This is a genomic window from Paraburkholderia sp. BCC1885, from assembly GCF_900996235.1.
Lineage (GTDB): Bacteria > Pseudomonadota > Gammaproteobacteria > Burkholderiales > Burkholderiaceae > Paraburkholderia.
In genome coordinates, this window is sequence record NZ_CAAJGM010000219.1 from 327446 (window position 1) to 342367 (window position 14922).

General features: G+C 58.7%; 10 protein-coding genes. 5 read left to right on the top strand and 5 right to left on the bottom strand.

Going from position 1 to position 14922, the window contains the following annotated elements; all coding sequences use genetic code 11:
- Positions 1-4: 4 nt before the first annotated feature.
- From FQ755_RS37605 to FQ755_RS26110, 3 genes are all read left to right on the top strand, one after another.
- Positions 5-178 carry a hypothetical protein gene (locus FQ755_RS37605; RefSeq protein WP_186308656.1) on the top strand — a complete coding sequence of 58 codons (174 nt, stop codon included), beginning with the start codon at positions 5-7 and terminating at the stop codon, positions 176-178.
- Between the two features lie 570 nt (positions 179-748).
- On the top strand, positions 749-2704 hold the full coding sequence (locus tag FQ755_RS26105; RefSeq protein ID WP_144157887.1) for a hypothetical protein: 1956 nt from the start codon (positions 749-751) through the stop codon (positions 2702-2704).
- A 308-nt stretch (positions 2705-3012) separates the two neighbouring features.
- Complete coding sequence (locus FQ755_RS26110) at positions 3013-3825, top strand: mechanosensitive ion channel family protein (protein ID WP_144157888.1); 813 nt, start codon at positions 3013-3015, stop codon at positions 3823-3825.
- A gap of 140 nt (positions 3826-3965) precedes the next feature.
- Here the strand turns inward: FQ755_RS26110 and FQ755_RS26115 are convergent, their stop codons facing one another.
- The 3 genes from FQ755_RS26115 to FQ755_RS26125 all read right to left on the bottom strand — a co-directional run bounded on the left by FQ755_RS26115 (position 3966) and on the right by FQ755_RS26125 (position 11078).
- Positions 3966-4256, bottom strand: a complete 291-nt coding sequence (locus FQ755_RS26115; protein ID WP_144157889.1) for a hypothetical protein — start codon at positions 4254-4256, stop codon at positions 3966-3968.
- A 1156-nt stretch (positions 4257-5412) separates the two neighbouring features.
- The gene (locus tag FQ755_RS26120; protein ID WP_186308657.1) at positions 5413-9678 is read right to left on the bottom strand and encodes an autotransporter domain-containing protein; all 4266 of its coding nucleotides are present in this window, start codon (positions 9676-9678) and stop codon (positions 5413-5415) included.
- A 122-nt stretch (positions 9679-9800) separates the two neighbouring features.
- Positions 9801-11078 (bottom strand): EAL domain-containing protein, encoded by a 1278-nt coding sequence (locus FQ755_RS26125; protein WP_144157891.1) that lies wholly within the window; start codon positions 11076-11078, stop codon positions 9801-9803.
- Between the two features lie 271 nt (positions 11079-11349).
- Between FQ755_RS26125 and FQ755_RS26130 the strand changes: the two genes are divergently transcribed.
- Entirely contained in the window at positions 11350-11949 is a 600-nt protein-coding gene (locus tag FQ755_RS26130; RefSeq protein ID WP_144157933.1) for a recombinase family protein, read from the top strand.
- A gap of 99 nt (positions 11950-12048) precedes the next feature.
- Here FQ755_RS26130 and FQ755_RS26135 read toward each other — a convergent pair whose 3' ends face one another.
- Positions 12049-12630 (bottom strand): recombinase family protein, encoded by a 582-nt coding sequence (locus tag FQ755_RS26135; RefSeq protein WP_144157892.1) that lies wholly within the window; start codon positions 12628-12630, stop codon positions 12049-12051.
- 316 nt (positions 12631-12946) lie between these two features.
- Between FQ755_RS26135 and FQ755_RS26140 the strand changes: the two genes are divergently transcribed.
- Positions 12947-13471, top strand: coding sequence for a hypothetical protein (locus tag FQ755_RS26140; protein ID WP_144157893.1), 525 nt, complete (start codon positions 12947-12949; stop codon positions 13469-13471).
- Positions 13472-13526: 55 nt separating this feature from the next.
- On the opposite strand, the gene FQ755_RS26145 is transcribed toward FQ755_RS26140, so the two are convergent.
- On the bottom strand, positions 13527-14546 hold the full coding sequence (locus FQ755_RS26145; protein ID WP_144157894.1) for a helix-turn-helix transcriptional regulator: 1020 nt from the start codon (positions 14544-14546) through the stop codon (positions 13527-13529).
- Positions 14547-14922: the final 376 nt, after the last annotated feature.

Below are 14922 nucleotides of genomic sequence, written 5' to 3' on the forward strand. Positions count from 1 at the left end.
ATTAATGAGTGAATACTCAATCATAAACATATCGGAGGGACACTTCAAGCAAAACTTGCCGCGCCGTGTCTTCGCGCTTTTCCGCCATCGAGAAGCGGCGCTGTCTTTTAAAATCTACTGCGGAAAAATCGAAAGGCAGTTGAAATATGATGATTATCTGGCCATTTCCGTCATTTGATATTCAGGCATGCATCATAAAAAAGCGGTCTATCAGTTTCTCCTCAAAACCGCCTTTATCGCGCAGGTTCAATATCCAGTTTGTCCCCTGTTTCACGATGCCGGTGCATTCATCTAATGTTTAAAGACCATTTATTCATACGTAACAGATAGTTACGTCTTTTCTGCATACCTAAGAAAAATCGTCCGGTAGGATTCACTCCGCAAAAAACGAACCAACCACCTAAATCGGTAAGTTCTGGTCAGCGGCGTGCCTTGCATTAGGGTTGATACCAACCTTACTTTTGCGTTTCGGCGCCGGACTTTTAGCGCAATTCACCCGGCTGGGCCGGATCGGTCACTGCTGTTTCACGTTGCGACCCTCCGCCGTGTGTACATCTGCCATCGCGAAATGTACGACGCGTCCATTGTCCGACACTCCGCGCTTTGAACCCCGATATCCGCGGGCAGCGGCTGCTTGAGGCTCGGCCTCGGCAGCGCCGGCTTGACGTCAAAACCCGATATTGAATTCACGCGGCGACCCAGGGATGCATTCGTCGCGGGCTCAGTATTTTTACCTTGCGCCTTAGAAATGAAATTCCAACCGTTATTGCTTTCCTCCCTGGTACTGGCCCTCGCTGGCTGCGGCGGCGGTGGCGGCTCCGGCAGCGGAGCCACTAGCGCTACCACCAACAACGGCACGAGCAGCCCCAGCGGCGCTCCCGCCGGCACCAGCGTCACTCCCGCCGGCACCAGCGCCACGCTGACCGCCAACACCACCGCAGGCGAAGTCATGACCTGCCAGTCGCCCGCCACTTCCAGCGCCCCCGCCGGCAGCCCGCTGATTTCCGCGGATACGCCGAGCGCCGACGCCACCCGCATGTTCGCCTCGGGCAGCACGTTCCAGCTCTCGTTCGTCACCAACGCCCCCACCGCCGACAAGGTGAACTGGGCCGTGAGCGACCAGCTCGGCAACGTTGCGGCGAGCGGCAGCTTCCCGGTTGCGGATGGCCCGGTCACCACCACGCTTAGCTGTACCTCGACGCTGTCGGGCTATTTCGCGGCCTCCGCGACGCTCGCGCAGAATGGCGGCCAGTTGCCTTCGGACGGCACGCGTCCTACCGGCATTGCTTCGTTCGGTATCCTGCCTAATTTGTCGGGTGTCGTACCCGCGGTGACATATGCGCATCAGGAAGAGCATCGCTTCGGCATGCAGGGCGCCAACGACAACGGCCCGTTGCTGGCCGACCTCGGCATTTCGTCGACGATCGATAATCGCCAGATGTCGACCATGGAGCCGAACGGTCCGAACACCTTCAACCCCGCGGCCAACAACCTCGATCCGTTCTACGCCTCGGGCCAGGTGATGCGCCTGATCCGCCTCGACGGCATTCCCGCATGGGCGAGTCCGACCAACGCATTCGAGGACGACACCAATCCGCCGACCAGTCTCTCGTACTACCAGAACTACATGGCGCGGGTGGGCACGGAATCGAACACGATTCGCACTACATACTTTCCGACCCAGACGAACAACTACTACCAGGTGACGTGGGAACCGGATGAGTTCTGGGCCGACACGGACGCCAATTTCGTCGCGATGTATCAGTCGGTGTACCAGGGCATTCACTCGACCGACCCGCATGCCGTGGTGATGGGCACGACCGACGCCTTCCCGGCGCTGACGACGACCCGCCTGCAGCGCCTCGCGCCGCTCGGCTTCGCCAATTATGTCGACGGCATCTCGACGCACGGTTATTACGACGACGGCACCTCGCCCTCGCATCCGCCCGAGCGCCTCGAGACCGATCCGAATCCGGCCAATGTCGCCAATTCGCTGATGAGCCAGATTCGCGCGCTGCGCACGGAAATGGCCACCGACTACAAGCCGGGCATGAAGCTGTTCCAGACCGAAGTGGGCATCAGTTACGACCTCGGCAGCACCTACGGTCCGAATTATCCGAGCGCCAATGTGCTGTACGCGCAGGCTGCGGTGGTGGCGCGCACGCACATCATCATGCTGGGCGAAGGCGTGGATCAGACCTACGTGTTCTACGGCGCGGACTATCCGGGTCAAACTGGCTTCGGCACCTTCTTCGACCTCGCCGATGCACAAGGCGCGTTCGGCGCGACCGACATCAGCCCGAAGCCAGCCGCCATGGCGATCAGCGCGCTGACGCATGTTCTGGACGGCACCAACACGCTGGGTCCGGTGAACGGCACGCCGTCCGGCGTCTACGCCTATTCGTTCCAGCAACTCGGCAACGGCGCGGTGATCACGGCGCTGTGGACCCACAACAACAGCGTGTGGAGCGCGAGCACGGGCTTCAGTTCGTCGTATAGCGTGCCATACAACCTCACTGTGGATGCACCGGGCACGAGCGGCACCGTCAAGGTGGTCGACATGATGGGCAATCCGCTGACGATGAGCTACACCAACGGCACGCTCTCGTTGAACCTGACTGAAGCGCCGGTGTATGTGGTGTCGAATAACGCGACGGTCGCCAAGGCCAACGTGACCACGCCGACGGGCTACGTGGCGAACTAAGCCGCCGCGGTTTTGTTTGCTTAGTGTCGGGTTGTAGTGCTCGCGCCGGTCGCCCTGAGATGGTGGCCGGCGCGAGCACTTTTATAGTCATCAGGCAGAAAACCTGCCTGCCGTTCGCGATCAGGTCAACATGACTTGCAAGGATTACCACCCGGTAGTCCTGACTACAAAAGATCCTATTCGCAGTGCTGAGCGATATGAGGTTGCAAACACTTACGCTTCTGTCGCGGCTCCGTTTGGACCGGCGGGAACATATCCGCTCAAAGCACGTCTGGAGATATATCCCCTAAGAATAACGAGAGCGATCCATGGACGACCTGCTAACGCGAATCCTGCATTTCCAGCCGTCACTGATGGTGACGATGGCGTATGACGTGCTCCACATGGTTATCGCCGTCCTGATTCTGGCGGTGGGCTGGTGGCTGTCGAACAAGATTGGCACGCTGTTCGCCAGCGCGTTCGCGCATACGCATGCCGACCCTACCCTCGCGCCCATGCTGAAGGCAATGGGTACATGGGCCGTGCGCGTGGTGGCGTTTATCGCCGCGCTGAGCGAGGTGGGTATTGCGACCGCGAGCGTGCTAGCGGTGTTGGGCGCTGCCGGCCTCGCGATCGGGCTGGCCTTGCAAGGCACGCTGCAGAACATCGCGGCGGGCATCATGCTGCTGATGCTGCGACCGTTTCGCACCGGTGACGTGATCGAAGGCAGCGGTGCGGCGGCGGGCATCGTGCGTGAGGTGGGACTCTTCACCACGCGCATCGAACGCAGCGACGGTAACGCGGTATTCGTGCCGAATAGCCTGATCTGGAGCAATCCGGTCATCAACTACAGCAGCGGCGGCACGCAGCGGATTGAAGTCGACGTAGAGCTGGCGCAACGCAAAGATGTCGACGCGGCGATTGGCGAGTTGAAGAAGCTGGTGGCCGACGAGCCGCGCGTGTTGAGCGGAGCGACGCTTGCCCCGGTGGTGACGGTGGCGAGCTATCCGAAGTCAGGCGGCGCGCGACTGAGGATTGCGGCCTGGGTGCGGAGTCCGGATGCGCCGCTTGCTACTGATGACCTGAAGAGTCACGCGAAGGAGGCATTGGCGCAAGCGGGGTGTGCGGTGGCGGTGGGGTGAGGGGTTCGAGGCTTATTGGTTTTTTCATAACCTAGCGAAGGATGCTGATTCCTTTTCCCACTCTGCGGTTTGCCGCGATTCGTCTTCCGCTGTGTACCATCTGACCGCTTCGACTAACGTTTATTTGCCGGTTCATTACGTCACTGGAACCGGATACAAGTCAGCCCTGTCTGGCGAGGTTTCAGCTGGGTCAACCTGACGGGCGTCAGCGGATGACCTTCGTTATCGAGTTCCGCTACGCCGACATCACATTCCCGATCACGCACATGCATCAACGAACTTAAAAACGATGCGTCCGGGTCGAGCGGCTTGCGCCCCTCGGTCGCGATCAGCCAGTAGTGCGCATCTTTCTTCGGCGAAAAAGCCGCGGTTAACAAGCATGCATTCTTCTCGTAAGAAATCACGAGCGGCTTGGCCGGCACGATTTTCACCGGCGCGGCGCCCGGTCCGCCGTCGATCTCTGTTTTTCCTGTGTAACAGTCTTTTTCGTTTAGCGTGAGGAGGTAGCTATGCAGGACATGGATGAATAAGCCTCTCAGCGTTATGCATCCGCGCAGCTAAAACAGTGGAGCGATGGGTGCATGTCGGGCGCGCTAAAAACAAGGCCGGACGCTAGCACAATCACGCCGATAAAATTGGAGGCCGATTCTGATAACGCGTCCGGGCAGCATGATGCGCCACCGAGCCATGGCTCTGATATCGATACGTGCGCGTCAGTACCTGCGTTGCCGATTATCAGAATGGCCGCGATGCAAATGGGCTTAGCGACGCCGTCTCCGACGACCAGTTCAATGAGTGGCAGGAATGGTGCAGACAGGGCAAACGGTCCGGGTAAATCGCAAACAGCGAATCGGAGCATCCTCGGCGGTCGTAAATCAGCAGTATCACCGGCGTAACGTACACCGTGTCAGATTATGGTACGGTCCTCGAAATAGCCAGAATCTTTAGCCAACCTTATGGGTCGGCTTTTTTGTCGCGCGTTATGCGCCATGCATACCCTCGTCGATTGCTCGCCCAAACGAGTCATTCGAGGGCACCTCAGCAGTACCTCTCACCGCTGCATACGAATCGAAAAAGACGGGGAGAGCGGTCCTGCCTCTCTCCCCGCGAAGAAAGAACCAGCACGACGGTCAACGTCCTGATTCTCCGAGGGCATGCACTGCTGCGCCGACCGTATTCGGTATCGCGCGTTAGCTATGACACTATCGACTGGTCTCGTTCAGCCGACGATCTGAGTAAGTGACGAAGGAATAAAAGTGCTGGTCCAGCACGCGTCCTCGTTGGTCAGTCGGCCTGCCTGACGCCTCGTCTATTTCAGGGGTCACCCCGGACTTACTCAGCCACGGTATGTATGTTTTAGCGAGCCGAGGTGTCGCCCGACGTGACCGAAGCGCCTACAAAGAGCTCGCAAAAACCGACATCGCCCGATTGAACGACCGGGGACCGACGCATACAGCGCCTCGAAATAGAAAGTCGACAGGCCCGGTATGTCGGCAATGAAGGCTATCCTCTTCAAGGTCGATGGGTGCGATCCCATACTCCGCCAACTATTGCCCTATATTTGAAGATCCGCCGCAAGTCTTCCGATCAGAACCTGTAATTAAAACTTCCCGTAATCCCGTTGTCCTGGGTCTTGTTCCCAAGTTGTCCCGAATACGAAATTCCAAGGGTCGCATTCCTGGTAATCACCGCATTCAATCCAATCTCAACCACAGCGGAATCACGCACAATTGGCACGCCTGCAACCGAGAAGTCCTGGCCGCCCGAAAAGGCCACCGATGAAATCGGCGGGACCTGCCCATACGTGTGCTGCCAGCCAAACGTGCCCCGTGCGGTGAAATCTGCTGAGCCGATCGAAAAATCGGAAGATGCGCGAATGCCCAACGTGGAGAACGCAGTATTGACGTTGTTGGCCTGCAAATCTAACGCGGCGTCGCCCCCCGTTTCCGAAAAGCCCTGCGTATGCAGGTTCACATAGGCGGCGTTGACGAAAGGCTCAACGCCAACCCGGCCGAGATGGAGTTGATAGCCAAGTTCACCGAAGGCCTGAGTGGTGCCCGCGTCGTAGCTCGCATTGGTCATATCGGCGAACCCTGGGAAGGCCACCGATCGATTCGAGTCAATGTTGGACCACGTGTACGCGGCACCGGCTCGAAAGCCGAGGTTCCCCACCTGCGTGCCGCCATAGACCCCGAGATGGTAGTCGTCGCTTCTCGCAGCGAACGAACGCGAATCAACATCGAAGTTCGAATGGCTGTATCCACCCAACATCCCGACACGCCAGTTGTGCGCAAGAAGATCGTCCGCGCCGATAAGGAATCCGCCGGTGGAGTCCGTCATCATCCCGGCATTGGCTGTGCCGTCCGCATGCCCCCATGAGCCGAAGCCCTTGGTCCATACGTTCGCGCCGTAAGTCGTCACCGGCTGATTGGCGCCTGTCCCCCCAAACGAGGAGCGCAGGCGGTCATCCGCGGCATCGCGTACATAATGGCTGTCCTGGATCAGCGCTGTCGTAGTCGAGGCATATCCTTCGCCCGAGAGTTGATTCAGGGCATCGGCCCGATTGATATTGCTGGTAAAAAGCGTCGCCGCTGCAGCGTCGGTTCCGGCCACGGACATCGCGCCCGTCAGGACAGCGCTCTGGTTTTGCGTCAGACCGCTGCGCGCCGCCGCGATCTTCTGCGGATCGAGGGTGAACTGCACTTTGACGTCAGTTGCATCGTACTGGACCGGCGCAAGTTCGACCAGGGTATTGGCCATGGACGCATCGAGTGCCGCGCTGGCAAAGTGGTTAAGTACCGTGCCGCCGTCGTCAGTCGCGAGGATCGTATAAGGCGTATTGATCCGATAACCGCCGTTGCCATTTTCCTGCCCGACACTCAATGCGATTCCTGACAGATCCGCATTGCCGTGGACAATGACCTCGTCCGACTGGCCGGCAGCGTTCACCTGTGCCGCGTAGACGCCAGAAAAGCCCGAGATGCTTCCGAAAGTCTCGATACCCAGCGAGCTTCCGCCGCCTGCCTGACTCGATTGGACGGCGGCGTCCACTACTGCCCTATCCGCAGTAGCAACATTCGAAACCTGGACAGATCCTTGCGTTCCGCCCGGGTTTCCAGGGGCGAGGATGCCGTTTGTGCCACTCAGCGAGCCTTGGACGTTCACGTTGCCGCCAAAACTCGAATCATTGACCACCACGTTCCCCGCTACGCTGACCGGCGCGGTCACGCTACCACCGTGCGTGCCTGATCCATTGTCGAGCGTAAGGTTTCCGCCGATAACTGTCGGAGCCGTATTGCTGAATGTAAATACGGAACTGTTGGCGGACACATCTCCCGCGATGGTCGTTGCGCCCGCGAACGCCACCGTGCTGCCTGCTGTCGCCTGCACATTCCGTCCGATCGTCGCCGCCTGCGCAAACGCAAATGTTGCGCCATCACTCACTACGTCCTGTCCAATCGTCGCCGCCTGATTGAAGCTGACGACCGAGTTCGCGCCGGACTGCACGGTACCGCCAATCGCGGCCTGGCTGTTGAAGGTAACCTTGGCGTTGCTACCACTTTCCACATCGCCGGCAATCGGTGCTCCACCATTGTCGGTGAACGAGCCACCTTCGCCGATCGAGGTGTTGTTCAACCCTTCAGTGATGCCCGTCCAACTCGATCCGGCATCCATCACGAAGTTTGTCTCTCCGCCCTGCACGCGGGTACCCGTTCCGTTCGTCAACCCATCGGTGTCGACGACATTGCCACTAGCCACCGACCCCGCCTGCAAGGTCAGGTTCACGATGCCGTCCATGCCCGCAGACGTTCGACTCACCTGCAAAAGCGTGCCATTGTTCTGCGTGAGCACGGAACCCGCACCCACCGTGATGTTTTGCGTCTGGCCCGCGGTATCCAGCGTGGAGGCGATCGAAGCGCCTGCGGAGACGACCGCCGTACCGGTCAAGACCACGGTGGCATTGTCGGTCAGCGAAATCCCCGCGGATTGTTTCGACGTCAGCGTGCTGCCGTCAATATTCAAGGTGGCGCCGCTGGCAACAGATGCAGCAGAGGCGCTGGCCCCGCTGGCCGAAACCGACGTGTTATGCAGGCTGACCGTGCCACCTAGCTGGGCGAACACGCCATTGGCCGCATCGCCGGTGGTGGTGATGCTGCCACCGGTGAAGTCGACACTACCCATATAGCCGTCGGAGAAGCCTGCAGCGATGCCCGAAGACTGACTGCCGTGAGTGGTGACCATCACGTCCGATGCGACGATTTGTCCAACGACATTATTCGCATCGAATCCAGATGCCAGCATGCCTTCGGCATTAGCTCCGTTGGTCTCGATGCTGCCACCTGCCACCGTGACGACCCCGCCGCCGAATGCGTATACGCCTCGCCCGACACTCGCTTGTGTCGTCACCGCGACACCGTTGGCATCCACCTCGGAACCGGTGTTTTCTGCATAGAGCCCGTAGGAATTCGTTCCCGCCGTCGTCACGGTTCCCTCGTTGATCGTGATCTGCGACGGGCCGGCAGCCGGATCGTCCGTGTAGGCAAGCACCGCATGGGAATTTGCGCCTTCAGTGGAAATCGCCGTGCCAGTCGTGGTCGTAGTGCCGCCCGACATCGTGCGCACCCCGATAGTGCGGTCATTACCCGTCATCGTAACGCTGCCGCCCGTCAACGAAACGGTAGCACCCCGTTCGGCGTCAGTACCCAAGGGGGCATTCCCTCCGTTCGTTCCCGCGCCAGCGACCGTGATAGCCGTGTCAGAGGCGGTGATAGACGAACCGGCGCCCTTTGCCACCAGGCCGAAATTGTCTGGTCCGCTGTCCTCCACGTCGATCGACGTTCGTGCGAGAGTCACCTGGCCGCCCGCGTTCGCTGACGCGCCGGGCGCGCTCGCACCCGTGGTGGTGATTGTGGTGTCCTGCACCACTGCTGTCGAGGGCGCTCCGGTCATTGCGTCCACACCAGAGGCATCGACGCCGGATGCCTGTGCGCCGCTCGTCGTTAAAGAGCTTTGCGCACTCAGGTTCAGCGTACCACCGGTGTAGGCCTCAGCGGCGTCCGCGCCCTGACCGCTGGTCGTCACGGAAACACCTTCGGCAGTAAGGCGCGCCTGTACCGGCGAGCCGGCGCTTAACGAATCCTGCGAATACAGGCCGTAGGCCAACTGGCCCTTCGTGGAGACGGAGCCCCCGTCAAGATCCAGATGCGCGCCAGCGCTGCTGTTTGCCCAGGCAAACGCGGCATAGCCGACTTCGCCGGCCGTCGAGATGTTTGTGTCGGTCGCCTGGAGCGTGCCGCCTTCCGCGCGCACGCCAATCGTGCCGCCCGAAGTTCCCGACATACTGACCGAACCACCATTGAGCGTTACCACACCGCCGTTCTGTGCGTCGACACCGATCGGTGCATTTCCGCTCGCGAGATTGTTCGGATTGTCGGTCGGATCGGCCCCCAGGACCACTACATTGGTGTTAGTGGCGTGCACGCTCGTGCCGCTTCCATTTGCCTCAATGCCAAACGTCTTGGCACCGGCATAGGTCTCCCGGACTGTGTCACCACTCAAGGTGACTTGCGCGCCGTTTGTCGCCTCTACTGCATACCCAGGGCCCGAAGACGTGCCATTGCCTGCGCTGTTGGTGATCGTTTCATTGCTTGAGGTCGTCGTTCCAGTGGGACCGCTGACAGCGATGGGGTTATCCGCCGGCGTTGCATTGGCCGACGAGAAGACCGCCAACAGCGCAAGCGACAGAGCCGAAACTGCGAAACAGTTCGCGGAGGCATGGCTCCTTAACTTTGTTCCCCATTCAGGCGCGCAGGATTTGCACGACCGCCCTTCCCTGGTCTGTTGTGTTTGCATATTGGTCCTTCCTGGTCTTCTCGTTATAAAGGCACGCGTTGCGTTTCGCACGCCCATTCCGGGTGCGCGCCACATCGCGCGACCCAATGGTCAGTTCTGCTTGTCGAATGTCGGGGTCCGTGTCAGTCCCCGTTCCCGTATTGGTTGTGATCTCTCCTTTCTGCGGCCGGGTTTCTTAAATTCGAAGGAGCCGCCTTCGAAAACAGATATCCTTGCAGCCAGTCGGCGCCGCTCGAGCGCGCTACTTCGGCGTCGTCCACGCTTTCGACCCCCTCGATCACCACGCTGGACGTGCACGCTTTAGCTAAGCCCACCAATTGTCGGAGACGCTCCGCGCCGCGGGAATCCTGCTTAGCCTGTCGCAAATAAACTGCATCGATTTTGGCGATGTCGACACCGAGTTCTACCAAAGCGCTCAGGTTGCTATGACCTGCACCGACATCATCGAGCGCCACCCGACAGCCCAATGACTGAAGCGCTTTCACGAACGCCCGTACCCCCGGGGTTACTGTCAACGGTGTGGTCTCTGTGATCTCGACGACTAGCCTGGACGCGATCTCCCACTCTTCGTTGAGCGTTATTACGATAAATGACCACCAGGTATCGAGCGTCGCGCTTTGCGCTGACACGTTGCAGCCCAGAGAGATAGTCGGATTGAGCCGCAAGGTGTCAATCACCGATCCGACTACCCATTGATCCAGCCTTCTCACGAGCCCCAGTCGCTCGAGCGCGAGGACCATGGCACCCACTCGGGTGACAACGCCCCCGTCTGTCTGGCAAAGCAACGCTTCGGAGTAGTGGACTGGTGCCTTGGGATCGGCATCGTGAACGGGTTCCCATTCGAAACCAAGCCGGCCCTCGTCCATTGCGTTGAAGAGCCTTTCCGCAATGTTCATATCGGCGACATAGCGCTCTCGCCATTCCCGCCCACTGCGGCCTTCCGAAATCGCACTCGCGCCTACTGCTGCGATGTCAAAAGGCGCGTCGGTCCAAGGCGCCACAGTCGCAGCGATAACAGGGAAAACGGCTCTGTCGTTGGTCTCAATCGGTCGATCGCCCAAGGTGCAGAAAATGCACTCAAGGAGAATCGATGCTCGAGGCGCATATGTTTCATCCAATGGGTGAGATCCAGAGGAAGGATCGAAGATAAACAGGATGTGTTCGCCGCTCATCGTCATGATCCCCCCGTGCGTCTCGCACACGTGCCGAGCCCGCTCATGAACGATGCAACGCATCAGGGAGGCGAGCGTCGAGCCATAGACGCGTTCTACCTGGGCGAGATTGGTGATTGAAGCGACGACGCATATTGCGTCGGAATGAGCAGGCGCTGCAGGCGAAACCACGCCCAGACGAGACAATAGTGACGTCAGATGCGGCCAAACATCGAGACCCTCGCTCATGCCAGTTCTACCGCGTCACGACTCCCTGCGCGGACGGCAACGCAGACTTGCAGCCGCATCGCATCATCAAGGGTGAATGCAAAAAGGTCCGGTTTTGTGATACTCCAATCTAGGCCTATACGAACGCAACAACTGTCTGATACATAACGAAACTCGACCGGGGCGTAAGCAGATGACAAAAGGGGACCCTTTTGTCAAACGCTTTACGCAACTGGCCGAAGGCTTTCCGAGTTGGCAACGCCAGGGCCGTTGTGTCGATGAGGAAAACACCGTGAAAATTGGGTACGCAAGGGTCTCGACCGAAGATCAAAGTCTGGATTTGCAAACGACGGCGCTAGTTAGCGCGGGGTGCGCACGTCTGTTTAGTGACCACGGTATTTCGGGGTCGGAATTCTCACGACCAGGATTGAAGTGCGCGCTAGATACCCTTTCGTCGGGCGATACACTGGTTGTGTGGAGGCTTGACCGGCTTGGTCGGTCATTGCGCAAGCTCGTTGAATTGATCGAGGAACTCGGCAAACGAAACATCGAATTTGTTTCATTGACGGAATGTATTAACACCACTTCTTCGGGAGGTGTACTGGTATTTCACGTAATGGCAGCGTTAGCGCAGTTTGAACGTTCGTTAATCAGTGAACGTACCCGCGCGGGAATGGCTGCAGCCAGGAATCGAGGGCAACATCTTGGTCGGCGTCGCTCGCTTTCACCGGAGCAGCGCGAGGAAGCGTTGCGCCTTCTGGTCACCATTCCGCTGAAACTGGTGGCAGAAAAATTCGCCGTTCATCCCCGCACGTTAAAGCGAATGCTGTGTGATACATCACTCGCCGATCCCCCGACCAGAGATGCCACAATTCCACAGGGGCACCGATAGATGCTTTAGCGAGCGGTAATTTGCTCGGACCGCAGAGACAAGTCTGTGCCACTATCCACCGTGACCGGCGACTATAACCCTGACATTTGCAGTCGTCGCCTATTTCACCAAGTCGCGCGCGACTTGAACACACGAAGCCCTTCCAAGACTCCTGCGAAGCGTAACCGGATGAACATTCAGCTTCGCAGCCACCACATTCAGCCGCTCCCCTTCGAGCAGGATCCGAGCTTCACAACACTGTTCCGGAGAAAGCGCTCGACGACGTCCCATGGGCTTGCCACGCTTCCGGGCCGCGGCCATACCCGCCCGAGTACGTTCGCTGATCAATGAGCGTTCGAATTGAGCAAGGGCGGCCATGATGTGGAAAAGCAGCGTTCCGCCCGAAGACGTCGTGTCAATGCACTCGGTGAGCGATACGAATTGAATGCCTCTTTCTCCAAGCTGCTCGACGAGCTCAACCAGCTTATGCAGAGATCGTCCCAAACGATCCAGGCGCCACACAACCAGCGTGTCGCCTTTCGATAAAATAGTTAGCGCATTCTCAAGACCCGGCCTTGAGAACCGCGCTCCGGATATCCCCTGGTCAGTGAAGATGTCGTCGCAATGCGTCGCCTCCAGCGCAGCAACTTGCAAGTCGAGATTTTGATCATCCGTCGAGACCCTCGCATACCCAATTCGCATTCTCTTGATCGTTCGTTTTGTCAAAACTGGCTTATCGAACTCGCGTGGGCTTGACCAACGAACAACTGTTGTTAGTCCCGTCGCGACACAATTCGATTGTGCCAAGGCTTATAGACAATCCATGTCCCGATCGCGGAATGTTTCAGTGACTCTCGCGCGACCCGCGCGTTGCCCTGTAGCGGGTGCGTTTGGTTCGAACTCACCTGGAGCTGCGAGCCGAACCCACGCATTCAGTTCAAACTCTATCCGGGACACGATTTGTCCCAATCAATCGGCAAGATGCTTTCCATTACTTAGTCGAGATATCCACAATCACATGCAAGAACAGTCGCGCCCCCTCCGCATCGGCAACACGCCAATCCATTGGGTTGCACCAGCCAACCAGCACACCTTGCGGATTGCTCTGCGGCTTTGGGGGTTAAACGAACCCACGGTGAAATCGTGGATAAACGAGTTGCCCACACTGAATGGTTTGCTCTCGTGGGAAGTCGCTCATAGCCGGATCGTCGACGACGCCGACATTGTGGTGCATATGGTCAAGCCCTCGCGAAAGGGACCGGAAGCCTTCTGCTGGAACTGTGTAGGCGCAAATCGCGCGATGGTGCGCTCATTGGACGTGTCGCACACTGAAATGGTGTTGTTCGCCGGCGGCGCGGATCAGTTGCCGTCCGACCGGTCCGGGCACTGGGCGGCAGCCGGCCAGCTAACTCCGCGCGAGGCACTGCACACTTTGGCCCTCATGATTGGCGCATCGTCCACGCGTCTTCCGCAAGGCCACGCCGCCGTGCGGCGTGAGTTACTTGCGCTTGTCACCGGGTACCTTGACGCTGCACATTCGTAGGTCAGCGATGGCCGGATTGCACAAGGTCGGAAGCACTCGTGCCATGAGAAGGTGGTTATTTAGCATACGTCCGCGCCAGCGCCTGCGCTTCCTCAGCAAACTCAGCGCGGAGAGTCGCGGGTCCCAGCACCTCGACATTTGGTCCAAACGAGCGTAGCCACCATCGAAGCCGCTGACTCAGGATGACCGTCCCCTGCACATAGAGCGCATCGGTGTCGCGCGAACTCTTTTGATTCTCGGCGAGCGGAGCCTCGAGAAGATGGTCTCCCGCGCCCCCTACGAACTTCAGCCTGAGCAGCACCGCGCTTTCAACCATGAAGTCGAAACTGCGCTGCTGCTTGACGTAAGCATCGAGAGAGAACGAAGGAGGATAGTTGAACGCATCAAGCATCACTTCTGCACTCGAAAGACGATCCATACGATACATCGTCGGATTGGACCGCCCTTCGGTTCCGCCGACCAGATAGACAAGTCCCCCGACTTCGACAAGGCCTAGGGGCAAGATGACTTTCGATTGGTCGTTATCCGCATTGTGACGCGGACGATAGACGATTTCCAGCTTGCGCTCATGGAAAAGCGCTTTCGACACTGCTGCGAACAAGCCTCGATCGACGACCGGATAGTGCAGCGCAAAGCCGCCGCTTTCGACCGCCACCTTGCTTGCCCAGCGCGAATACTTCCGTTCGGACTCGCTATTGGTCCTCTGAAGGCGCGCCTCCGCCACGTCGAACATCGCTGATAGCGAGGTGGCCACCAGCTCGGGAATCTGGCGCGACGAGAAGCGTCGCAGCGTCTGCAAGGCAAGCGCCTCGTCAAACGTCATCATGGCACCGGCTTTCGCCGCCATACCGCTCGCCCCGGCCTTCTTGCGCCAAACCGATGCAGTGCCGCGCTGGTCCATCTCGACTAAACCGTCTTCTTCCAGCTTGACCAGACGACGATAAATCGTTTTCTGTGAAGGCGTTGCAGGCTCTGTCTGCAGCAGGCGCCTAAAGATATCGGGGGTACTGACGTAATCGTTATACGAACCTGCTTCCGGAAGCAGACGCATGATTTCGCGGTCGATGTTGGACATTGTACGTATGCGATAGAAATGGGCGGGTCACCTCGGAATTAACGGCGGCGCTGAAAATTTCTTGAACTGTGAACAGCCAGGATGTACATATCCCGTACGGCGGTCCTATCATGCAGGTCTCAAAACCGCTCTTTCTCACCACCCTTTTGATTCGAGCAGACCTAAAGTCAAGTTCCGTGCTGTTACGGGACGACAGCGCCGAAAGTACGGCATCGGGCCCGGTCGCGCAGGTGCATACGGACAAGCTCGATAAAGCCCGGCTACTCATTCAGCCGGGGAGATCAAAGAATGACAAGTGTGGTGAATGACAGGATTGGTACAGACAGTGTGGGAGGCCTTGCTAAGCCCAGCCGGCTATGCTGACGCGCACTCGCTT